The sequence below is a fragment of the Streptomyces sp. B8-7 genome (assembly GCF_058833805.1).
This window is the reverse complement of sequence record NZ_JBYRRL010000009.1, coordinates 14,244-36,758: the sequence shown is the minus strand read 5'-3', so window position 1 is coordinate 36,758 and position 22,515 is coordinate 14,244. Positions and strand designations below refer to the sequence as shown.

At 74.5% G+C, this 22,515-nt stretch carries 15 protein-coding genes; 4 read left to right on the top strand and 11 right to left on the bottom strand.

Annotated features, from left to right (window positions below):
- The first annotated feature begins 252 nt into the window (after positions 1-252).
- A complete protein-coding gene (gene lexA, locus AC5K6T_RS31570) occupies positions 253-1,032 on the top strand; it encodes a transcriptional repressor LexA (protein WP_493214454.1) in 780 nt (259 codons plus the stop codon).
- Between the two features lie 486 nt (positions 1,033-1,518).
- On the opposite strand, the gene AC5K6T_RS31565 is transcribed toward lexA, so the two are convergent.
- The 4 genes from AC5K6T_RS31565 to AC5K6T_RS31550 form a co-directional block, all read right to left on the bottom strand.
- Entirely contained in the window at positions 1,519-3,495 is a 1,977-nt protein-coding gene (locus AC5K6T_RS31565; RefSeq protein ID WP_493214453.1) for an ATP-dependent DNA helicase, read from the bottom strand.
- Between the two features lie 404 nt (positions 3,496-3,899).
- Complete coding sequence (locus tag AC5K6T_RS31560) at positions 3,900-4,766, bottom strand: GNAT family N-acetyltransferase (RefSeq protein ID WP_493214452.1); 867 nt, start codon at positions 4,764-4,766, stop codon at positions 3,900-3,902.
- A 59-nt stretch (positions 4,767-4,825) separates the two neighbouring features.
- Complete coding sequence (locus AC5K6T_RS31555; protein ID WP_493214451.1) at positions 4,826-6,916, bottom strand: IucA/IucC family protein; 2,091 nt, start codon at positions 6,914-6,916, stop codon at positions 4,826-4,828.
- Between the two features lie 300 nt (positions 6,917-7,216).
- Positions 7,217-8,800, bottom strand: a complete 1,584-nt coding sequence (locus AC5K6T_RS31550; RefSeq protein ID WP_493214459.1) for an aminotransferase class III-fold pyridoxal phosphate-dependent enzyme — start codon at positions 8,798-8,800, stop codon at positions 7,217-7,219.
- Between the two features lie 559 nt (positions 8,801-9,359).
- Between AC5K6T_RS31550 and AC5K6T_RS31545 the strand changes: the two genes are divergently transcribed.
- The gene (locus AC5K6T_RS31545; protein WP_493214450.1) at positions 9,360-10,580 is read left to right on the top strand and encodes a trypsin-like serine peptidase; all 1,221 of its coding nucleotides are present in this window, start codon (positions 9,360-9,362) and stop codon (positions 10,578-10,580) included.
- Between the two features lie 354 nt (positions 10,581-10,934).
- Here the strand turns inward: AC5K6T_RS31545 and hflX are convergent, their stop codons facing one another.
- From hflX to miaA, 6 genes are all read right to left on the bottom strand, one after another.
- A complete protein-coding gene (gene hflX, locus AC5K6T_RS31540) occupies positions 10,935-12,428 on the bottom strand; it encodes a GTPase HflX (RefSeq protein ID WP_493214449.1) in 1,494 nt (497 codons plus the stop codon).
- Between the two features lie 411 nt (positions 12,429-12,839).
- Positions 12,840-14,345 carry a M1 family metallopeptidase gene (locus AC5K6T_RS31535; protein WP_493214448.1) on the bottom strand — a complete coding sequence of 502 codons (1,506 nt, stop codon included), beginning with the start codon at positions 14,343-14,345 and terminating at the stop codon, positions 12,840-12,842.
- A gap of 362 nt (positions 14,346-14,707) precedes the next feature.
- Positions 14,708-16,954: a RelA/SpoT family protein gene (locus AC5K6T_RS31530; protein ID WP_493214447.1), complete on the bottom strand. Its 2,247-nt coding sequence runs from the start codon at positions 16,952-16,954 to the stop codon at positions 14,708-14,710.
- Between the two features lie 423 nt (positions 16,955-17,377).
- Positions 17,378-18,262 (bottom strand): diaminopimelate epimerase, encoded by an 885-nt coding sequence (dapF, locus tag AC5K6T_RS31525; RefSeq protein WP_493214446.1) that lies wholly within the window; start codon positions 18,260-18,262, stop codon positions 17,378-17,380.
- Positions 18,263-18,822: 560 nt separating this feature from the next.
- Positions 18,823-19,326: a hypothetical protein gene (locus AC5K6T_RS31520; RefSeq protein WP_493214458.1), complete on the bottom strand. Its 504-nt coding sequence runs from the start codon at positions 19,324-19,326 to the stop codon at positions 18,823-18,825.
- Between the two features lie 108 nt (positions 19,327-19,434).
- Positions 19,435-20,373 (bottom strand): tRNA (adenosine(37)-N6)-dimethylallyltransferase MiaA, encoded by a 939-nt coding sequence (gene miaA / locus AC5K6T_RS31515; RefSeq protein ID WP_493214445.1) that lies wholly within the window; start codon positions 20,371-20,373, stop codon positions 19,435-19,437.
- A 179-nt stretch (positions 20,374-20,552) separates the two neighbouring features.
- Between miaA and AC5K6T_RS31510 the strand changes: the two genes are divergently transcribed.
- Positions 20,553-20,822, top strand: a complete 270-nt coding sequence (locus AC5K6T_RS31510; protein WP_493214444.1) for a hypothetical protein — start codon at positions 20,553-20,555, stop codon at positions 20,820-20,822.
- A gap of 24 nt (positions 20,823-20,846) precedes the next feature.
- Positions 20,847-21,128, top strand: coding sequence for an antitoxin (locus AC5K6T_RS31505; RefSeq protein ID WP_493214443.1), 282 nt, complete (start codon positions 20,847-20,849; stop codon positions 21,126-21,128).
- A gap of 457 nt (positions 21,129-21,585) precedes the next feature.
- Here the strand turns inward: AC5K6T_RS31505 and AC5K6T_RS31500 are convergent, their stop codons facing one another.
- Entirely contained in the window at positions 21,586-22,305 is a 720-nt protein-coding gene (locus AC5K6T_RS31500) for a class III extradiol dioxygenase subunit B-like domain-containing protein (protein WP_493214442.1), read from the bottom strand.
- Between the last annotated feature and the right edge of the window lie 210 nt (positions 22,306-22,515).

Here is a 22,515-nt window from a genome sequence, read left to right as displayed (position 1 = left end):
CGGCACACCGCTCCGCAGGGCACTCCACAGGGCGGCAGGATGGCAGACTGGTGCGCACCCCAGGGGGGCGGGCCTCGGCGGTGAAGGGTACAGCAATGCACCCTTTTGACCGTCGAGCGGCGCGGCGCCCATACACCCGGACACTCGATCGCGGCAGGCGAATCGCGTTTTTTCACTCGAACGTGTGTTTGGCGCAACCTTTCGAAAGCAACTACCGTTGTCCGGGCAGGGAGACAATCGAGAGGGGCCGACGTGACCACCACCACAGACAGCGCCACCATCACCGCCCAGGACCGCTCCCAGGGCCGAGCCGAGCCGGTGCATGCGATGAACGAAGCCGTGAATCCCGAAGGGCACAAGCGCTCGCTCCCGGGGCGACCTCCAGGCATCCGGGCCGACAGCTCCGGACTCACCGACCGGCAGCGCCGAGTGATCGAGGTCATCCGGGACTCCGTACAGCGTCGCGGCTACCCGCCGTCCATGCGGGAGATCGGCCAGGCGGTCGGCCTGTCCAGCACGTCCTCGGTCGCGCACCAGCTGATGGCGCTGGAGCGCAAGGGCTTCCTCCGCCGCGACCCGCACCGCCCGCGCGCCTACGAGGTCCGCGGCTCCGACCAGGCCGCCACCGTGCAGCCCACCGACACCACGGGCAAGCCCGCCGCGTCGTACGTCCCGCTCGTCGGCCGCATCGCCGCCGGCGGGCCGATTCTCGCCGAGGAGTCCGTCGAGGACGTCTTCCCGCTGCCGCGGCAGCTGGTGGGCGACGGCGAACTGTTCGTGCTGAAGGTCGTCGGCGACTCCATGATCGAGGCCGCGATCTGCGACGGCGACTGGGTCACCGTCCGTCGCCAGCCCGTGGCCGAGAACGGCGACATCGTCGCCGCCATGCTCGACGGCGAGGCCACCGTGAAGCGCTTCAAGCGCGAGGACGGCCACGTCTGGCTGCTCCCGCACAACTCCGCCTACGAGCCGATTCCCGGAGACGACGCGACCATCCTCGGCAAGGTGGTGGCCGTACTGCGCCGCGTCTGACCGCACCGGCCGGCGGGCCCGCCGACAACCCGCCTCCCTGACCGGGCCCCGGAACCTCTGCGCCGGTTCCGGGGTCCTGTGCTGTCCTGGTGTCCTGTCCGGGCCGCCTCCGCCCCCGGGGCACCTGCCGCCCGGTCATCGCTGCTCCCGTCGGCCACGTCTCAGGCCGCCGTCGGGAGGGGCGCGGTCACACGACGGAACGGGCGCGGTGCTCATCCCTCCGGGCGGCACGACAGGGCCTCACGCCGGGGCACACGCCCCAGGGACGAGCAGGTGCCCGCCGCCCCACCGCACCGGCCTCACGGAACCGCGAGCCGCCGTCGCGCTGCCGCCTGCCGCCTGCCGCCTGCCGCCTGCCGCCTGCCGCCTCGGGGAGCATCTCGGGGACACCGCCCGTCCCGGTGCCGGATGCGGCCGTGTTCCGGTGCCCGGACGGCGTCCGGGTACGTCCGGCTCCGGTTCGTCCCTTCGGTTCGCCCCTCGTGCTCAAGCGCCCTCGGACTGCCTGGCCGCCGCGTCGATCGCCGCGAGCGACTTCCGCACCTGGTTCCGGTCGGTGGTGTACCAGAAGTCGGGAAGCGACGCCTTCAGATAGCTCCCGTAGCGCGCCGTGGCCAGCCGCTGGTCGAGCACGGCGACGACCCCACGGTCCCCCGTCGCCCGGACGAGCCGGCCCGCGCCCTGGGCCATGAGCAGTGCCGCGTGTGTCGCGGCCACGGCCATGAACCCGTTGCCCCCGGCCTCCTCCACGGCCTTCTGGCGGGCGCTCATCAGCGGGTCGTCCGGCCGCGGGAACGGGATCTTGTCCATCACCACGAGCTGGCAGCTGGGGCCGGGGACGTCGACGCCCTGCCACAGGGACAGCGTGCCGAACAGACACGTCCGCGGATCCGCCGAGAAGTTCTTGATCAGTTCGCCCAGCGTCTCCTCCCCCTGGAGCAGGATGGGGAACTCCGGGATGCGCGACCGCAGCTCCTCGGCGGCCAGCTGAGCGGCCCGCATGGACGAGAACAGGCCCAGCGTGCGGCCGCCGGCGGCCTGGATGAGCTCGGTCAGTTCGTCCAGCATGTCCCCGCGGTCGCCGTCCCGCGCGGGGCGCGCCAGATGCTTGGCGACGTACAGAATGCCCTGCCGGGGGTAGTCGAAGGGTGAGCCGACGTCGACGCCCTTCCAGGACGGCGCGTCGTCACCCGTCACGCCTTCCGGAGCGAGTCCCAGCGACGCCCCGACACCGTTGAAGTCGCCGCCCAGCTTGAGGGTGGCGGAGGCCAGCACCACCGAGCGGTCGGTGAAGAGCTTCTCCCGCAGCAGACCCGAGACCGACATCGGAGCCACCCGCAAAGAGGCCCCGAAGCGGTCGTGCCGCTCGTACCAGACGACGTCCCACTCCGAGCCGTGCGTGATCCGCTCGGCGACGTCGTGCACCGTCTCCACGGAGGCGAGAGCCTGCTTGCGGACCGCGTCCTCGTCCTGGACGGACTTGTCCCGGGTGGCGCCGATCGCGGAGATGACCGTACGGCAGGCGTCGCGGAGCGCCATCAGGGCGTACCCGAGGTCTTCGGGGATCTCCTCCAGGCGGCCGGGCAGCGCCAGCTCCATGAGCCGCTCGAAGCCCTCGGCGGCGGTCTGGAGCTGGTCGGCGGCCTTCTCGTCGACCAGCTTGGCGGCGCGCCGGACCGCGCGGTTGACCTGTCCGGGGGTCAGTTCGCCGGTGGCGACTCCGGTGACGCGGGACACCAGCTCGTGCGCCTCGTCGACGATCAGCACCTCGTGCTGGGGCAGCACCGGGGCTCCCTCGATCGCGTCGATGGCCAGCAGGGCGTGGTTCGTGACGACGACGTCGGCCAGTTTGGCCCGCTCCCGGGCCATCTCGGCGAAGCACTCGGCGCCGTACGCGCATTTCGTGGCGCCGAGACACTCACGCGAGGAGACCGACACCTGGGCCCAGGCCCGGTCGGAGACACCCGGCGTCAGGTCGTCGCGGTCGCCGGACTCGGTCTCGTCGGACCAGTCGCGCAGTCGCAGCAGGTCCTGGCCCAGCCTGCTGGTCGGGGCGGCGGCCTCGAACTGGTCGAACAGGCCCTCTTCCTCGTCCTGGGGCATGCCCTCGTGGAGGCGGTGCAGGCACAGGTAGTTCGAGCGGCCCTTCAGCATCGCGCACTCCGGGCGACGTCTCAGCAGCGGGTGCAGGGCGTCGACCGTACGGGGCAGGTCCCGCTCCACGAGTTGCCGTTGGAGGGCCAGCGTGGCGGTCGCGACGACGACCCGCTCCCCGTGTGCGAGCGCGGGCACGAGATAGCCCAGCGACTTTCCGGTGCCGGTACCGGCCTGGACCAGCAGGTGCGAGGCGTCGTCGATCGCCTCCGCGACGGCTTCGGCCATGGCCACCTGGCCGGGACGCTCCGTCCCGCCGACGGCGCCGACGGCGGCATGCAGGAGTTCGGGGAGAGAGGGCTTTGTCATAGCGCGACCACCCTACGGCCCGGCACTGACAAACGGGTGATCGCGAGTGCTGCGAGGGGCGGGATCAAGGCAGTGGGTCTCCTGTGGGTGAAGGGCCGGCGCGGAACGAGAGCGGTCCGGACGCCCGCGGAAGCAGCTGCGCCCGGCCCCGCCGCCCGAGCCCGGGCCGACCGGGCCGGACCGACCCCGGTCGCCGGTCGCCGGTCGCCGGTCGCCGGTCGCCGGTCGCCGGTCGCCGGTCCAGGATCTGCGGATCGATGCCGGTCCCGGGTCTGCGGCGCGATGCCGGTCCGGGCGGGTCACGGCGTCCGGGACCGGCGCACCCCCGGTCGGGCGACGGAACGGAGTCGAGGAGTGACGGCATGCGGCGTGACGGCATACGGCGTGACGGCTCAGGGTGCCTGTCACAGGAGGCGGCGCAGGGCGCGGTCCCGCACCATCAGGGCAGCCCGCTTGCCGGGCATGTCGACCTCCGCGTGGAACCGGAAGCCCGCGGTGAGGAAGGCCGCCACCGAGGGGGTGTTGCGCAGATCCGGTTCCGCGACGACCCGCGCGCAGGCGGGACGCCGGTCGAGGACGAGATCGGCGACGGCTCTGAGGAGCATGCCGCCCAGCCCCCTCCCCCGGTCGCGGGCACCGCCGACGAGGGCGTGGACGCCGGTGTCGTGCGGCCGGGCCGGGTAGTGGCGGGCCAGCGGGTCGAGGTCCGCGCGATACAGCTCCCAGTAGCTCATCGGGCTGCCGTTCAGTACCCCCAGACAGGGAACGCTGCGTCCGTCGCCCGCGACCTGCTCGGCCAGATGCCGCTCCGTCACCCGGGGCGGACCGGCCAGATCCCAGAACGCCGCGACCGCCGGATCGTTCATCCAGCGCGCCACGAGCGGCAGATCCCGGTCAGGGCGCACCGTGGCCAGCTGGAACGTGCCTGCCGGGGTCGTGACCGGCCCCCAGGCCCCCACACGGTCGAGCAGGTCGTCGGCCGGTCCCGGCGCCGGTCCGGTGGTGCCCCGCCCCCCGGGGCCCTCGGCGGCGCGGCCACCGGACACGGTGGGGTCCGGGGTGGGACCGCCGAGGAACCCGGCGGGCAGCCGCAGGTCGAGTGTGTCCTCGGCACCGGCGCAGAGGCCGGTGCCGACGTCCGGGCCGACGTCCGGGCCGACGTCCGGGCCGACGTCCGGGCCGACGTCCGGGCCGATGCCGGGGCCGGGGCCGACACCGACGTGTCCGACGGCGCCGGAACACGGGTCGGCCCTGGGGCCGGTGAAAGACACGGGGATGCTCCTCCCGAGGAGTTGCGCAGAGCCGTGGCAGAACGGAGCCGTCACAGCCGTCAGGAACGCAGGGGGTTGGCGATGGTGACGTAGACCGACTGGGTGGCCACGGGGCCGGTGAGTTCGTCGAGCCCGTGCAGCCGGGTCAGCAGGTTGGCCTTGCAGCGCAGGACCGGTGAGTCGAGCAGTCGGGCGGGCAGGGTGCTGCGCAGAGGTGCCGGACCGGCGGCGGCTCCTTCCAGGAAGCCGCGGAACGCCGCGAGCAGCACCCGTTCGTCGACGAGCCGCTGCGACCCGAACGCGCCCACCAGACCGCATACGTTGTTGACGGCGAGGTAGTAGGCGAACCGCTCGTCGGCGACCTGGTCGGGGACGAACGTGTCGCTGTCCCGGCCGATCCCGGGCAGCAGCGCGTCGAGTTCCGTCCGGCGGGACGCGCGGAAGTAGTAGCCCTGGTTGTCACGGTAACGGCCGCCGGCCGGCCAGCCGTGGGCATCGAGCACCACAAGCGTGTTCTGCTGGTGGGCCTCGAGCGCGATCCCCGCCTCCCCGTCGAGCCACAGCAAGGGGCGGACGACCTGTTCGAGATAGCGCAGGAACCACTCCGCGGCGACGGCGCCCGGAGACCGGCCGGTGCGGTCGGCCAGGCCGCTGACCAGCTCGGCGAGCCGCGATCGCAGCGCCGCGCCGCCGGCCCTCCGCTGTCCGTCCCGGGCGGGCGCCGGGGCCGGGGGACGGAGCGCGACGAGTCCGGCGACGCAGGCCACGGCGTCCGACGGGCCGAACGGATTGTGCCGGATCACCACGTCGAGTCCGCGTACCGGGCTGCCGTCCGGCCCGTCCACGGCGAGCCAGGCGGGGTCCCGGACGATGTCGAAGCCCGGGTGGGCCGCGTGCCAGCGGGGCCCCAGGCCCGCCCGCAGCAGCCGGTGCACCTCGATCCCCCGGTGGAGTTCCTTGCGGAGGTTCTCGCGCCGGGAGTTGGTGATCCGCAGCCCCAGCGACAGCTTGAGCATGGCGGGAGCACCGGAGCGGTGGACGGTGCGGACGGAGGAGGTGGGATGCCACGGCTCTCCGTGGCGGCCGAGGTCCTTCAGGAGTCCGGAGTCGAACAGGGCCGCGGCATCCGGCCGGTTGCGGATCTCCGTCAGCTGCCAGGGATGCAGCGGAAGTGCTGCGCGTCCGTCGGGCAGCGGCAGTCCCCGCCCGGCGAGGCGGGCGGTCAGCACGGACGCGGGAACGGGTCGGCCGCGCTCGGTCCAGGCGGAGTCGGCGGCCAGCACGGACGGCGCGACGGCGATCCAGTGCAGCGGGAACGACGCGCGCGCCTCGGGTGCGTAGAGCGGCCCCTCGGACTCGCTGAGACCCACGCGGCTCTTCGGGGTCGGGTGCAGAGGGTGTCCGAACACAAGCGCCTGTTCGGCGGAGAGGAACGGGTCGGCTCCCTCGGCGGGGCGGGCGCGCCGCTCGCTGAGGAAGGCGGCCGTGCGGCGGACCGAGTCGGCGACCCGGGCGACCAGGTCGGCGGCCCCGGGGCCCGCGGGCGTGCCGGTCCGTGCCGCGGGCCTCGCGGCGGACGGCGCCGGCTGCGCGATGCCCGGAGTCCCGGAGTCCGGGGAGGTCCCGGAGTCGCCGGGCCCTGTCTGCCCCTCGCGGGCGAGCAGGGCGGCGAGCAGGACGGCATCCACCGCGGGTGCGTGGGCGGGCGACTCGGCCAGGGACGGGGGGCCGAAGCGGTGCCAGCCGGTCGGCGACCAGTAGTGCACGGGGACGTGCAGTTCGGTGCCCGAGGCCGGGAGGGGGACGCGGAGGACCCCGTCTCGGGGTGCGGGCAGGCCGGCCTCCCGGACCCAGCAGCGGAGCAGGTTCTCCAGGGCGGCGGCCTCCGCGGCCACGGACGCGTCCGGGTGGTCGAGGGGATCGGGATGCGCCGGAAGCGGGGGCCCCGGGTCAGGTTGCACAACGCCGGGGTGCACCGGGCCGGGGTGCACAACGCCGGGGTGCGCAAGGCCAGGGTGCGCAAGGCCGGGGTGCACAGGGCCGGGGTGCCCCGGGACCCAGGCGTCCGGCCGCGGGGCCGGGGTCCCCGGTGAGGACGCGACCCGGCCGTCCGGGCCCGACGACGCCTGGGGCGGCGTGGACGCAGGCATGGGTGCGGGCGTCGGCGTCACCGCGGGCGGCTGAGGCCGGCGCGGGGACGACTGGCGCGGGGACGGCTGATGCGGGGACGGCTGATGCGGGGAGGCGGTGTTCAATGAGGTCCTCAGGCTGGTGCCGCGGATGCGGTGGTCGGCGGGGGCGGGGGGAGGGGTCCGGAGCCGGCCCGGGCCCACCGGGCCCGCCCTGCCTGCCGCCGGCAGGGGCCGTCGTACGGCACGTTGGGCCGAGCCCGCAGGCCGCGAACCGGGCTCGCCGGAACCGCCGCGGCCGGGCCGGCCCGGCGGGCGGACTCAGCACGGCGGAGGAGGGACGAGCACGGGCGGCGGATCGCCCAGGGCCACCGTCTCCACCGCTTCACAGAGGCGTTCGATCACGGCGGACGCCTGCTCGTCGCTGATGGTCAGCGGCGGGAGGAGGCGCACGACGTGAGAGTCGCGGCCGCTCAGGCCGACGATCAGCCCCCGCCGCAGGCACTCGTGCTGGACGGCGGCGGCCAGTTCACGGGCGGAGGAGCGCCGAGTGCCGGGATTCCACCGCGCGCCGGAGTGCGAGCTCGCCCCCGGACGCGGGCCCGGGTCCGCGTGCGCGTCCGCCCCCGGCGAACGAAACTCGATCCCGGTCATCAGCCCCCGGCCGCGTACGCCTCTGACGCAGGGGAACTTTCCGGCGAGGTCCCGGAGTTGTCCGAGCAGGCGGTGTCCCAGGGAAGCGGCGCGTTCGGCCAGACGGTTCTCCCGTACGTGGCGCAGGGTGGCCGTGCCCGCGGCCATGGCGAGCTGGTTGCCTCGGAGCGTGTCGGCGGAGGTTCCGGGGTCGAGGTCGGCGTGGTGGACGACGAGGGGCAGGGGCAGGCTGCCGCCGATGGCCTTGGACAGGATCATCACGTCGGGTGTGATGCCGCTGTGCTCGACCGCCCAGAACGCCCCGGTGCGGCCGACGCCCGTCTCGCTCTCGTCGGCGATCAGCGGGACGCCCAGGCCGCGGGTCAGCCGGCGGACCTCTCGGGTCCAGTCGTCGCAGGTCGGCGTGGTGCCGTCGGCGCCCCGGACACCGGCTACGACGGCTCCGGCGAGGCCGCCCCCACCGCCATGGCCTCCGCCGCCGGTGTGCCCCTCCTCGTCATGCCCTCCACAGGCCTGCCCCCTGCCCGTGCCCGTGCCGCAGCCACCGGCACGGCCCGGTCCGTCCGCCGGGCCGGGCGCATCCGGCGCGTCGCGGGCCTGTCTGACGTCTCGTAGGGCATCGGACTTCGCCGGGTACGGCGCACCGGGTCCGCCGGGATCGCTCCGCACGCCGGAGGCGTCCCGCCCGCCCTGCCCGTCCGGAAGGGCACAGGAAGCGCACTCCTCGGTGCGTACGTGGCGTGCGAAGGAAGGGCCGCCGTCGGCAGCGGCGTCGGCCTCCGCCCGTGGGGCCGGTCCTCCCTCCCGGTCGCCGTCCGGAAGGAGTGTCGTGTGCGGGGGGCGCATGGCGTCGAGGTCGCGCACCTCGGTGCGGCCGGTCGCGGCCCGGACCAGACGGCCGGCCTCCTCAAGGGCGCTCGCACGGGACGGACCGCAGAAGCGGACGCGCGCGTGCGGGGCCAGCGCGGGCGGCAGGGTGCGCAGGAGTTCGGCGACGAAGGCCTCCTCGACGGGGGTACGCAGGCCCGCGATGTGGAGCGGGGCGCCGGAGTCGAGGACCTCACGGATGGCTTCGAGGACGACGGGGTGGTTGTGTCCGAGGGCGAGTGTGCCGGCTCCGGAGAGGCAGTCCAGGTACCGGCGGCCGTCGGCGCCCTCGACGGTCAGCCCGCGCGCGCGTACCGGCACGACCGGCAGGGCGCGTGCGTAGGTGCGCGCTGCTGAGTCCCGCGCCGTCCGGCCACGCGCCATGTCCTCGGTCACCGTCACCGTTGTCCGTCCTCCCGCTGTCCGGAGGCGAGAGGTCCCTCGCGCTCCCCGCCCGCCACGCGACCGGCGTCCGTGACCTGTCCGGGCACCGGTCCGTCCCCGGTCTCCCCCTGGGCCCGGCCGGGTTCCGGGTGCGCCGACGCAGCCCGGGTCGTTCCTGGTCCTCTGCCGGCTCCCGCCCCCCGGCGGCATTCGAATCGCCCGCCCACCGCTACCAACCGCGTACCGGCGACGGGGTTACGGGTTGCCCCGAGGTCTCTGCCGGCACCGGGTCCACGCCATCGGCGCACGCGCCCGCGCACCTGTACCGCGCGGGCGCGGCGCAGACTCCGCGCCACGGCGTCGCGTGGCGCGACCGGGCGTGCCCGGCAGGCTCCAACTGGGCAGCGTTCCAGGTCAGATCGCCTGTAGCCGAACCGTTGCCGTTCCGTCGGAAGTCCCCCACAGCGACCGCATAGGGTGAGGTGCCGTTCCAGGGCGGCGCCGCACGCGTGTCCGGACCGCCAGCGCCACGTTCGTCCACATCAGGGGGAGTCAGCAGATGCGATCCATACGGCCGTCGACCACCGCCAGCGGCCGGGGCAGAGGCGGGCGCCGCCGGACCTCTCCCGTCCTGGCCGCCCTGGCAGTCGCGTCGACGCTCGCGCTGACCGCGACCGCGTGCGAGTCGGGGGACGACACGGCGGGCGGTGAACCGTCTGCCTCCTCGGTGGCCGGTGACAACAAGCTGCGGATCCCGGACGACATCAAGGAGCGGCTGAAGGAGCACGGGATCGACGTCGACAAGTGGCGCAACGGCGCCTGGCGCGACTGGGACAGGGACGACTGGCTGCGCGAGGCCGACGAGTTCATCAACCCGATCATCGAGGACCTGTGGGACCCGGACCGGATGCGGGACGCGGAGGAGCCGGACAAGGGTGTCGACGACGACCTCTCGGGTGACCGGGGGGTGACCGACCCGACGCCGGAGCCGGTGGCGGCGAAGGCCGTTCCCACGCCCTACCACTCGGGTGCCCCCGTGGCGGGCAAGGTCTTCTTCGACTCGCCCGAGGGCACGATGGTCTGCTCGGCGACGGTCGTGCAGGACCCGGCTCACCCCGGCCGGTCGAACATGGTGTGGACGGCGGGCCATTGCGTGCACGCCGGCAGGAGCGGCGGCTGGTACCGCAACATCGCGTTCGTGCCGTCGTACAACGACTCCGGGCTGTCCGCCGCCGAGCTGGAGAGCGCCACGAAGGAGCAGGTGGCTCCGTACGGTGTCTGGTGGGGCGACTGGGTGCAGACCTCCGACCAGTGGATCGAGCAGGGCGGCGCGACCGGCGGTGACGGCGCCTCGTACGACTTCGCGGTGATCCATGTGACACCGGAGGCCGGCGGTTCCGGCAAGTCCCTGGAGGAGACGGTCGGTTCGGCGCTGCCGGTGGACTTCGACGCCCCGGCCGTGCCGGAGGTCGACAGCGTCACCGCGACCGGCTACCCGGCGGCGGCACCGTTCGACGGCCAGGCGATGTACCAGTGCACCGACGAGCCGGGCCGGCTGTCCCTCAAGGTCTCCGACCCGACGATGTACCGCATCGGCTGCACCATGACGGGCGGCTCCTCCGGTGGCGGCTGGATCGCGACCGGCTCGGACGGCAGGCCCGCGCTGGTGTCGAACACCTCCATCGGCCCGGTCAGCAGCGGCTGGCTCGCGGGGCCGCGGCTGGGCGAGGTCGCCGAGGGTGTGTTCACCGAGGTGAGTGAGAAGTACGCGGGGCGGTGACCGCCCACTGCGGCACCCGGCGCAGTCTGCCGGACGCCGCGGCCCGCCGAGGCGACGGCCGGGGAGGGCAACGGCCCCGGAAGGGGCGGCGGCCCCGCCGGGCGCGGGCTTCCGGATGCGGCAGACTGCCGGTTCCGGCGGCTCGGTGGGGGCGGCTGTGCACCATGCCGGGCCGCCCGTCGGTTGCGGCCGGCGCCGGACGGGACGGCCTGCCGGGTGCCACGACGGCCCGGCACGGCGAGAGGCCCGCCTCTGAAGGCGGGCCTCTCGTCTGCCGGGGCCTCCTAGCGGTGCGGCCGCGGGCGCCGCAGGGCCGGCCCTCCGAGCCGTTGCCGGGGGGAGGCCGTGGAGCGGTCAGGCCAGGGCCGCCGGAACGTACGGCGCGAGTTCCGCCGCCAGTTCCTCGTGCACCCGCGCCTTGAGCAGGGTGCCCTCCGCGGTGTGCTCCTCGGAGATCACCTCGCCCTCGTCGTGCGCGCGGGCGACCAGCTTGCCGTGGGTGTACGGCACGAGCGCCTCGACCTCGACCGAGGGCCGGGGCAGCTCGTTGTCGATCAGCGCGAGCAGCTCGTCGATGCCCTGGCCGGTGCGGGCCGAGACGGCGAGAGAACGCTTCTCGACACGCATCAGGCGCTGGAGGACCAGCGGGTCCGCGGCATCGGCCTTGTTGATCACGACGATCTCGGGCACCTCGGTCGCGCCGACGTCCCGGACCACCTCGCGCACGGCCGCCAGCTGCTCCTCCGGAGCCGGGTGCGATCCGTCGACCACGTGCAGGATCAGGTCGGCGTCGCCGACCTCCTCCATGGTGGAGCGGAACGCCTCGACCAGATGGTGGGGCAGGTGCCGGACGAAGCCGACGGTGTCGACCAGCGTGTACAGCCGGCCGCTCGGGGTCTCGGCCCGGCGCACGGTCGGGTCCAGCGTCGCGAACAGTGCGTTCTCGACCAGGACGCCCGCGCCGGTGAGACGGTTGAGCAGGGAGGACTTCCCGGCGTTGGTGTAGCCCGCGATGGCCACCGACGGCACCTTGTTGCGCCGGCGCTCCTGGCGCTTGATGTCGCGGCCCGTCTTCATCTCCGCGATCTCACGGCGCATCTTCGCCATCTTCTCGCGGATCCGCCGGCGGTCCGTCTCGATCTTGGTCTCACCGGGACCACGGGTGGCGAGGCCGCCGCCCTTGCCGCCGCCCATCTGCCGGGACAGCGACTGACCCCAGCCGCGCAGCCGCGGCAGCATGTACTGCATCTGCGCGAGCGCGACCTGCGCCTTGCCCTCTCGGGACTTGGCGTGCTGGGCGAAGATGTCGAGGATCAGGGCGGTACGGTCGATGACCTTGACCTTGACGACGTCTTCGAGGTGAATCAGCTGGCCGGGGCTGAGCTCGCCGTCGCAGATGACGGTGTCGGCGCCGGACTCGATGACGATGTCCCGCAGTTCCTCGGCCTTGCCGGAGCCGATGTAGGTGGCCGCGTCGGGCTTGTCACGGCGCTGGATCACGCCGTCGAGCACGAGCGCGCCCGCGGTCTCCGCGAGGGCGGCGAGCTCCGCGAGGGAGTTGTCCGCGTCCTGCACGGTCCCCGTGGTCCAGACGCCGACGAGGACGACCCGCTCCAGACGGAGCTGCCGGTACTCGACCTCGGTGACGTCCTCGAGCTCGGTGGAGAGGCCCGCGACACGGCGCAGAGCCGCGCGCTCGGAGCGGTCGAACTGGTCGCCGTCCCGCTCTCCGTCGATCTCGTGGCTCCAGGCGACGTCCTCTTCCATCAGGGCATCGGCCCGAAGACTCTCGGGGTAGCTGTGCGCGAGGCGCTTGTTGTCCTGGGAAGGGGAAGAAGAGGAGGTCATTGGGTCCTTACGTCGATGGGGATGGATGAAGACCGAGGGAGACTCCCTCATGGAACACAACGTGCGCACGCCCCGGAGGATTCCCGGACCGGCGCCGCGTCCGCCCGAAGATGGTCGCACGGCTCGCCCCGCCCCGGCACCGCCTTATCTCCGGATCTCCGGCCTGCGCGCGGCCTCGCCCCGGGAGGCAGGTCACCCGGCACGGGGCGGGGGCGCGGCAGCCGGCAGGCGGGCCGCCGCCCGCGGGAGGCGGGCGCGGCGTGCAGCCGGCCGACGGCCGGGCCCTCTCCGGGTCCCGGCGGAGGACCCCGCCCGTGCGGGCGCGCAGGTGACCGGGTGCCGGCCGGACGGCCTGGCGCCCGCGCCGCGGCGTACCGGGCGCGGTGCCCTGTCTCCCGGTCACGGCGGGGCCTACTTCCGGACCCCGGTGGGCGGTGCTGCCTCCCAGTCCGGGTGGCCGGGCATCGGCGGGGTCTTCTCTCCGTACAGCCAGTCCTGGAAGAAGGTGCCGAGGTCGCGCCCCGACATCTGCTCGGCCAGCGCCACGAAGTCGGACGTGGTCGCGGTGGAGTCCGCGTGGCGGCTGACCCAGACGCGCTCCAGGCGGTCGAAGGCGCGGTGGCCGATCTCCTGGCGCAGGGCGTAGAGCACGAGCGCGGCGCCGTCGTAGACGTTCGGCCGGAAGATCCCGATCTTGCTGCCGGGGCGGGGCTCCCTGGGGGCCGCGGGAGGCCCGCCGGAGGCCCGCCAGCGGTCGGAGGCGCCGTAGGCGGCCTTCATCCGGGCCTGCACCGGCCGGCCGGCCGTCTCCTCCGCGTACAGCGCCTCGTACCAGGTGGCGTGTCCTTCGTTGAGCCACAGGTCGGACCAGGTCCGCGGGGTGACGCTGTCGCCGAACCACTGGTGGGCCAGCTCGTGCACCATGATCGACTCGACGTACCACTCCGGGTAGGCGGGCTCGGTGAACAGACCCCGCTCGAACAGGGAGAGGGTCTGCGTCTCCAGCTCGAACCCGGTCGCGGCGTCGGCCATGAGCACGCCGTAGGTCTCGAAGGGGTAGCGCCCGACCTTGCTCTCCATCCAGGAGATGTGTCCGGGGGTCTTCTCCAGCCACGGTTCGAGCGCCTTGCGGTGCGCGGTGGGGACGACGTCGCGGACGGGCAGGGCGTGCGGTCCGGTGCGGCGCAGGACGGTGGACCGGCCGATGGAGACCTGGGCCAGTTCGGTGGCCATGGGATGCCCGGTCCGGTACGTCCAGGTGGTCCTGCCGGGTGCGCGGTCCACGCCGGTCCGCAGGCCTGACGCCACGGCCGTGTAGCCGTCGGGGACCGCGACCCGGAGGGTGAACATGGCCTTGTCGGAGGGGTGGTCGTTGCAGGGGAACACCAGGTGGGCGGCGTCCGCCTGGTTGGCCATGGCGAGCCCGTCCGCGGTCCGCACCCAGCCGCCGTCCCGTCCCCCGGGGGGCACCGGGTCACTGATGTGCCGGACGGTGATGCGCATCCAGTCGCCCCGGCCGAGGGACTGCCGTGGAGTCACCACCAGGTCCTCGCCGACGGTGGTGAAACCGGCGGGCCGGCCGTCGATCTCGACCGAGTCGACGGTGCCGTGCGCGAAGTCGAGGTTCACGCGGTCGAGCCGGGTGGTGGTCCGGGCGTCGATGGTGGTGACGGCCCGGAGCGGCTTGCTGTTGGAGCCGCTGTAGGTGAACGACAGGTCGTACGAGGCCACGTCGTAGCCGGGGTTGCCCAGGTGCGGGTAGAGGCGGTCGCCGACGCCCAGCTGGGCCGGCGGAGCACTCGCGGCGACCAGGCAGACGGAGACCGCGGAGGCCAGCAGGGCAGCCGTCAGGCGGCGGGAACGGGTGACCGGGCGGGTACGACACGCGCGCGTGGTGACACGGGAAGTGAGCGGCATGCCTCACGGCTACCAGCGCGCCGCCGCGCTGCGCCGCCGACGCGCGCCCGGCCCACCCGAACGGGTTCCCCCCGGGGACGGGGCGTGGACGCGCGGCACGGGACGCGGCCCCGGCGGCCGTCGGACGGAACGGCCCGAGCGGCCCGAGCGGCCACGACCACGACCACGACCACGGCCACGACCACGACCACGGGAGACATCGTCCTGGGCGGGAGGTTCCGGGAAGATCGGGGGGACCAAGAGTGACTCAGAGGGAGCAGAGGCACCAGAAGGACCAGAAGGACCAGAAGGACCAGAAGGACCAGAAGGACCAGAAGGACCAGAGGGACCACGGAGTGCGCCGAGGGCGCCCCGCGTGGGCCTCACATGCTCTGCGCCCCGTCGGCCTGGGCGCGGCTCACGTCGTACACGCCGGGGACGTCGCGCATGGCGCGCAGGAGGTCGGGCAGCCCGGCGGCGTCGGGCAGGGTGACGGTGTAGGTGTGCCGGACGTGCTGGTGACTGGGCGGTTCGACGGTCGCCGAGACGATCTCGGCACCCTGCAGGGCCATCGCCTCGGTCAGGTCCGCCAGCAGATGCGGCCGGACGAACGATTCGGCGAACAGCGTCACCCGGCACTCGGTGTTGTCCCCCCAGGCCACGGCGACCTCCGCGCGGCCCGCTTCCGTCATACGGCTCACGGCGGGGCACGCGACGCGATGCACGGTCACCACACCGCCGCGCACGGCGAATCCGGTGACCTCGTCGCGCGGTACGGGGGTGCAGCAGCCGGCGAGCCGGACGGCCGCGCCGGGCCGGTCCACGGCGACCGCCCCCTCGCCACGGGGCCGGGCGGCACCGGGTCCGGCGGGCGTGCCGTCCGGCTGTCCGCCGCTGCCGGCGGGCGGCGTGGACCGGGAGCGGCGCTCCGGTGCCGGTACGCGTACGCGCTGGACGGCGGGCACGTCCCCGGAGGCCTGCGGGGTCCGGCGGGTCTCCGGCACGGCCTCCGGTGCCGTGGCGGGGTGGGTGGCGATCCAGCGCTGGATGGCGATCCGCGCGGCGGGGGTGTGCGCGTGGTCCAGCCACTGCCGGGACGGCTCGGAGGCGGGGTCCTGGCCCATGAGGAGCTGCACGGTGTCCCCGTCGCGCAGCACGGTGCTCAGCGTCGCCAGCCGGCCGTTCACGCGGGCGCCGATACAGGCGTGCGCGTCTTCGCCGTACTGCGCGTAGGCCGCGTCCACGCAGGTGGCGCCCTCGGGCAGGCCCAGGGTGCCGCCGTCGGGGCGGAAGACGGTGATCTCGCGGTCCTGTGCCAGGTCCGCACGCAGGGAGGACCAGAAGGTGTCCGTGTCCGGGGTGGCCTCCTGCCAGTCGAGGAGGCGGCTGAGCCAGCCGGGCCGGGTGGGGTCCTCGCGTTCTCCGTCGGCGGGGTCGTCGGGGGCGGGCGCGTAGGGGTTGCCGAGGGCGACCACGCCGGCCTCGGCGACCTTGTGCATCTGGTGCGTGCGGATGAGGACTTCGGCGACCTGGCCGTCGGCGCGGGCGACCGCGGTGTGCAGCGACTGGTAGAGGTTGAACTTGGGTACGGCGATGAAGTCCTTGAACTCCGACACCACCGGCGTCATACAGGTGTGCAGTTCGCCCAGCACGCCGTAGCAGTCGGCGTCCTCGTTCACCAGCACCAGGAGCCGTCCGAAGTCCGCGCCGCGCAGCCGCCCGCGTTTGCGGGAGACCCGGTGGACGGAGACGAAGTGCCGGGGCCGGATGAGGACTTCGGCGGCGATGTCGGCCTCACGCAGCACGGCCCGCATCTCGTCGGCCATCTCGGCGAGCGGGTCGTCCGCTCGGGCCGTGTTCTCGACGATCAGGGCGCGCGTGTACGCGTACTCCTCCGGGAGGAGGATCGCGAAGACCAGGTCCTCCAGTTCCGTCTTCAGGGCCTGGACACCGAGGCGTTCGGCGAGCGGGATCAGGACGTCGCGGGTCACCTTGGCGATGCGCTCCTGCTTCTCGGGGCGCATGACGCCGAGGGTGCGCATGTTGTGCAGCCGGTCGGCGAGTTTGATCGACATCACACGGACGTCGTTGCCGGTGGCGACGAGCATCTTGCGGAACGTCTCGGGCTCGGCGGCCGCACCGTAGTCGACCTTCTCCAGTTTGGTGACGCCGTCGACGAGGAAGCGGACCTCCGCGCCGAACTGTTCGCCTACCTGATCGAGCGTCACATCGGTGTCCTCGACCGTGTCGTGGAGCAGGGACGCGGTCAGGGTGGTGGTCTCCGCGCCCAGTTCGGCCAGGATCAGGGTCACCGCGAGCGGGTGCGTGATGTAGGGCTCGCCGCTCTTGCGCATCTGCCCGCGGTGCGAGGACTCGGCGAGGACGTAGGCGCGGCGCAGCGGGTCCAGGTCGGCTTCGGGATGGTGGGCGCGGTGTGCGTCGACCACATGGCCGATGGCGTCGGGGAGCCGGCCGCGGGCGGCGGGGCCGAGCAGCGCGGCCCGGCCCAGACGCCGCAGGTCGATCCGGGGGCGGGCCCGTTTGCGGGGGACCGACGCGGTGGTCGGCAGCCCGGTCAGGGCACTCGCCGCCGGGCCTGGGGTCGCGGGGTTCGTGGCCTCCGCACTCATGGGCACCTCCGGCTGCGTGGACCGGCCGACGGGGTGCCCCAGGGCGGACACGGCTCAGGGGTCGGCGGCCGTCCCCCGTCCGGGCCGGTGCTTGATGCTACCGAGCCCATCACGCCCGGCTGGCCGTCTCTCGCCGAGCGTGAAACGGATCACCCATTCGAGCGAAGGCCGGGAGGTTTGCGGTTGCCACTTCCCCCTCCCCGGAGGGACCGGGTCTCGAACCGGAGTCCGGTCGCTCCCCTCGGGGCGGGGCGTGCCGCGTCCAGGGGCGGGACGGGACGCCGGCGGTCGTCCGCCGGACGCCCCGGGGCCTCGCCGGACGCGGCCCCGGAAGGCGGTGACAGCAGATCGTGAAGGCGGGCCGGAGCGCCACCGACAGCGCTGCCGGGCCGTCACCGGGGCGGCCGGAGCGGGGTCGGCGGTTCAGAGCGTGGCCCGGCCGGCCACGGCGTCCGCGAGCCACTCCGCGTCGAGCTCGCCCTCGGCGACGATCACGGCGGGTCCGGTCATCTCGACGGTGCCGTCGGGCTGTTCGGTGATCGACAGCCGGCCGCCGGGGAGGTCGACGGTGTAGGTGACCGGGGTGCCGGTGAGCGACGGGTCGGTGCCGTCCCGGCGGGCGGTGGCGACGGCGACCGCGCAGGCGCCGGTGCCGCAGGAGCGGGTCTCGCCGGAACCACGCTCGTGCACCCGCATGGCGACGTGGCGAGGGCCGCGGTCCACGACGAACTCCACGTTCACGCCGTCCGGGTAGGCCTCGGCCGGGCTGAACGGCGGCGCCTGGTGCAGCGGCCCCGCGTCGGCGAGGTCGTCGACGAAGGCGACCGCATGCGGGTTGCCCATGTTCACGTTCCGCGCGGGCCGGCTGTGCCCGCCGGCCTCGACCGTGACGTCGCCCTCGGGGAGCACCGCCCGGCCCATGCCGACGGTGACGTCGCCGTTCTTCGCGAGGTGCACGCGCTTCACGCCCCCGCGCGTGGCGACCGCGAGGTCGCCCTCGGTGACGTGCCCGGCGCGCTGGAGGTAGCGCGCGAAGACCCGTACGCCGTTGCCGCACATCTCGGCGACGGACCCGTCGCTGTTGCGGTAGTCCATGAACCACTCCGCGTCCGCCGCCATCCCCCGTGCCTCGGGGTGCGCCGCGGAGCGGACCACGTGCAGCAGCCCGTCGCCTCCGACACCCGCGCGGCGGTCGCACAGGGCTGCCACGGCGGCCGGGGGCAGGTCGACGGTGTTCTCGGGGTCCGGGACGATCACGAAGTCGTTCTCGGTGCCGTGCCCCTTGAGGAAGGCGATCCGCGTGCTCATTCCTCGATCGTACGGGGTGGCGAGGCCGGTCCGGCGCGCCGTGCCGCCGACGGCCGGTACGCCGCGTCACCGGCCCGGACACGGCGCACCGGGCCCGACCCGGCGTCAGCCACGGGCCTGGTCCGCGTCAGCCGGAGGCCCGTCGGGCGGCGCCGGGCGGCCAGGGGCCCGCCGGCGTCACCCGAAGCGGAGCGGGGCGGGCGGCCGGTGTCGGCGCCGCGACGCTCGGGCGGCAGGGCCGCTGCGGGCGCCGCGGCGAATCGGCGGTCCGGCGATCCGCCGATTGCGGCGGTACGGCGATTGCGGCGGTACGGCGATTGCGGCGGTACGGCGGGCCGCGGAGGGGACAGCGCAGCGGAGGGGACAGCGCAGCAGGAGGACGCGACCGTGCCTCAGGGCGCTCCACCGCAACGGTGCACGCGGCGCCACGGCGCAGAGGGCACCACGGCCCGGTGTCCGTCAGCGGGAGGGGAGAAGCGCCCGGGGAGACTCCGTACGACGACGACTCCGGCGCGGGCGGCGTCGCCGTGGTGCGGGCCGCGGGGTGCCGGGGCGGCGCGTCAGCGCAGTCGCGCGACCCGCCACACCGCCAGCACCACCACCGCCAGCACCACCACGGCGTAGGTGACCACCACCCGCCAGTCGGAGCGCCGGCCCGATCCCCGCTGGGGCAGCCCGGGCCAGGTGTAGCCGACGCGGCGGGCCGCCATCATCCCCCAGCCGGCGGCACAGGAGGAGATCAGCAGCCCCAGCATGGCGATCACGGCGCCGCTGTCGCCGAAGTCGAAGGCCAGCGGGAAGGCGAACATCAGGGAGCCGAGCGCGGCCAGGCCCACGATGGGTGCGAGCTGCCAGATCCGCAGGCGGCGCTGCGGACGCAGCTCCACCTCGACCTCGGGGCCGCCCGCGAACATCTCCTCCGGCTCGGGACCGTCGTCGCTGACCCCGTCCGGGGTCTCGTCGGGCCCGTCCGCACTCAGACGCTGGTCCTCCGGCTCCGCCGGGCCGCCGGCGGCGGTGACGGACTCGGTGTCTTGTGCGGTGTCGCGAGGGCCGGCCTCCATCGCCACGCGCCCTCCCAACTCGGACTCCATTTGGTCGATCGAAGCTCGATGATGGCACGGCACCGGGGGCCCCGATGACGACCGGGGCGTCCCGATGCCATGACGTGATCAGGCTGTAACCGGTCGTTCGACCAACGCCAGTGCTCGATGCGGAAGTTCTGTGAGATCCGCCGCAGCCCCACTCAGCCAGTGCACCCGTGGGTCGCGCCTGAACCACGAATCCTGGCGGCGCGCGAAGCGCTTGGTGGCCCGGACGGTCTCGTCGCGCGCCTCGGTCAGGGTGCAGTCCCCCGCGAGGGCCGCGAGAACCTGCTGGTAGCCGAGCGCACGCGAGGCCGTCCGCCCCTCGCGCAACCCGTGCGCCTCCAGCTCCCGCACCTCGTCCACGAGACCGGCCTCCCACATGCGGTCGACCCGGCGGGCGATGCGTTGGTCCAGTTCGGGACGGGCCACGTCGACGCCGATCTGGACGGTGTCGTAGACCGAGTCGTGACCGGGCAGGTTCGCGGTGAACGGACGGCCGGTGATCTCGATCACCTCGAGCGCACGGACGATCCGGCGGCCGTTGCTCGGCAGGATGGCGCGGGCCGCCCCGGGGTCGGCTGCGGCGAGACGGGCGTGCAGCGCCCCGGGGCCGCGCAGCACCAGCTCCTCCTCCAGCCGGGACCGCACGCCGGGGTCGGTGCCGGGGAACTCCAGGTTGTCGACGGCGCCGCGGACGTAGAGACCGGAGCCACCGACCAGGACGGGCCAGCGCCCCTCGCCGAGGAGGGCGTCGATGCGTTCCCGTGCGAGCCGCTGGTACTCGGCGACGGACGCGGTGACGGTGACGTCCCAGATGTCGAGCAGGTGGTGCGGAATCCCGGCGCGCTCCTGGGACGTCAGCTTGGCGGTGCCGATGTCCATCCCCCGGTACAACTGCATCGAGTCCGCGTTGACGACCTCGCCGCCCAGCTGCCGGGCGAGGAAGACGCCCAGATCGGACTTTCCGGCCGCCGTGGGGCCGACGACGGCGATGACTCGGGGGGCGGGGGCTGCGCTGCTCACCGCACCAGTCTCCCAAACCTCGACGAGTGCCCCCGAACGGATGACGTCACTGCGACGGTCCGGTGTCGTTCCCCGATGCGGGATGTCCCGCAGACCGCGGGGCGGCGGCGGGCCGGCCGCACGACCGGCCGCACCGGACGCCGCGCCATCCACCCGCACGAGTACCCTATGGAGTGATTGTGGGCGTTTTCGAACGACTTCTGCGCAGGTCCACCGCCGCTGCGACGGAGGACGCTCCGGAGCCCGCGGCCGGGGCCGAGGCCGGCGCCGGGTCGGACGCGGCCGACGAAGCGGCCGGGACCGAGGCGGTCGAGGCCGGATCCGCGGCGAGGGAGGCCGCGCGGGGCGACGGACCTGTGGTCCGCACGGCCGCAGACGGCGGCATCCCGCGGCAGCAGTCCGCGGGCGACGCGGCCGACAGCGGGGCCGGCGAGGACGCCCGCACCTGACCTCACCGCGACGGAGGGCGGACCATGGGGCTCCTGGACGACGTGAAGGCCAAGCTCACCCCGGCGAAGGACAAGGTCTCCGGTCTGGCACAGCAGCACGGGGGCAAGGTCCAGCACGGCCTGGACAGGGCGGCGAGGGCCGTCGACGAGAGGACCAGGGGCAAGTACGGCGACAGGATCCGGACGGGCACGGACAAGGCCAAGGAGGCCGTGCACCGGCTCGCGCACCGGCCGGGCCCGGCCGGGGGCGACGGCACCACGTCGGGCTCCGGCACACCGCCGGACGCCCCGCCCCCGACGTCCTGACGGCCCGGCTGCGGCCCGCACCGTCGACGGGCCGCAGCCGACGGTCCGGCGCCTGACGGCTCCGCGACCGGCCGCCGGCGCCCGCGGTCCGTCTCCCCGGTCCGTCTCGTCGGTCCGTCTCGTCGGTCTCGTCGGTCCGGCCCGCCGCAGCCCTGCACGGCCTGCTGCCGGCCTCGCTCCTGTCCGGGTCGTCGCGGCCCCGCGGCGCGACGACGTATGCCGGGATGCCCACGGCGTGCGGGCCGCTGGGCGTACCCCACGACCGCACGGCCCCACGACCCCACGGCACACCGCGCCGCCCGCCGCCCGCCGCCCTGTGGCAGCCCCTGCGGCCGGGCGGTTCCCCACGCCCGTCGCACGGCACCCGGCAGCACGGCATCCGGCAGCGCGGCACCGGGCACAGCGGCACCCGGCAGGACCCGGCCCGCGGCCCGCCCGGCTCCGAAGCGGCCCGTCCCTACGACCAGGCCGCCACCAGGTAGCCGACGCCGTACGGCGCGTCCTCGTAGAGCAGGGTGCCGGACAGCGCTGCGCCGTCGGCGGCGCCCGCGAGGACCTGCCAGGGGGCCCGGCCGGAGACCTTCAGCTCGCGGGCCAGGTCCGGATCCAGCTGCGCGAGGGCGGCGAGGTCCGCCGCTCCCAGGGCCCGTGCGGCCTGCGCGTCGAACGGCTCGGCACGCTCGTCGAGGTAGCCGGGCGCCTTGACCGTACGGCAGGCGCTGGCGTCGCCCATGACCAGCAGCGCCACGCGTTCCGCCCGGGCGGCGACGGTACGCCCGGCCTCGCCGCACGGCACGGCGTCGAGCGCCTCCCCCACACCGAGACCCTCGACCGGGGCGTCCGCCCATCCGGCCCGCTCCAGCAGCCAGGCGCCGACGGCCAGCGACGGGGGGAGCGCTCCGGCCGGGCGGCCGCGCCCGGCCGCCACCCGGCCCAGCCTCACCTCCAGTGCGACACCGAAGCCACGGAACGACCCCGGCGTGCCCTGCGGGTACACCGCCGGCCCGGCCTCCGTGTCCGGTCCGACGACCACCAGCAGGTCCGGCCGGGCGGCGGCCAGCAAGCCGACGGCGTCGGCGCACGCGGCACGGGCGGCGTCGAGTTCGGACGCGGCACCCGCGGCGACCTCGGGGACCAGCAGAGGCGGGCAGGGGCAGACTGCGGCGGCGGCAAGCATGATCGGCAGCGTAGCGGTCCCCCGCCCCCGCGCACGCCCGCACGGACGGCCGGTCCGGAGCCGTCTCCGCCGCGGCCGTGCACGCACCGCGCCCGCACCCGCGCGGGGGCGGCGTAGGGGGCCGGTCACCCGGACCGGGCCTGCTCCCGCGCGCGCAGGGCGCGCAGGGACGGTGCAGCACGCTGTGCTCGCGCAGGAACGCGGGGCGTG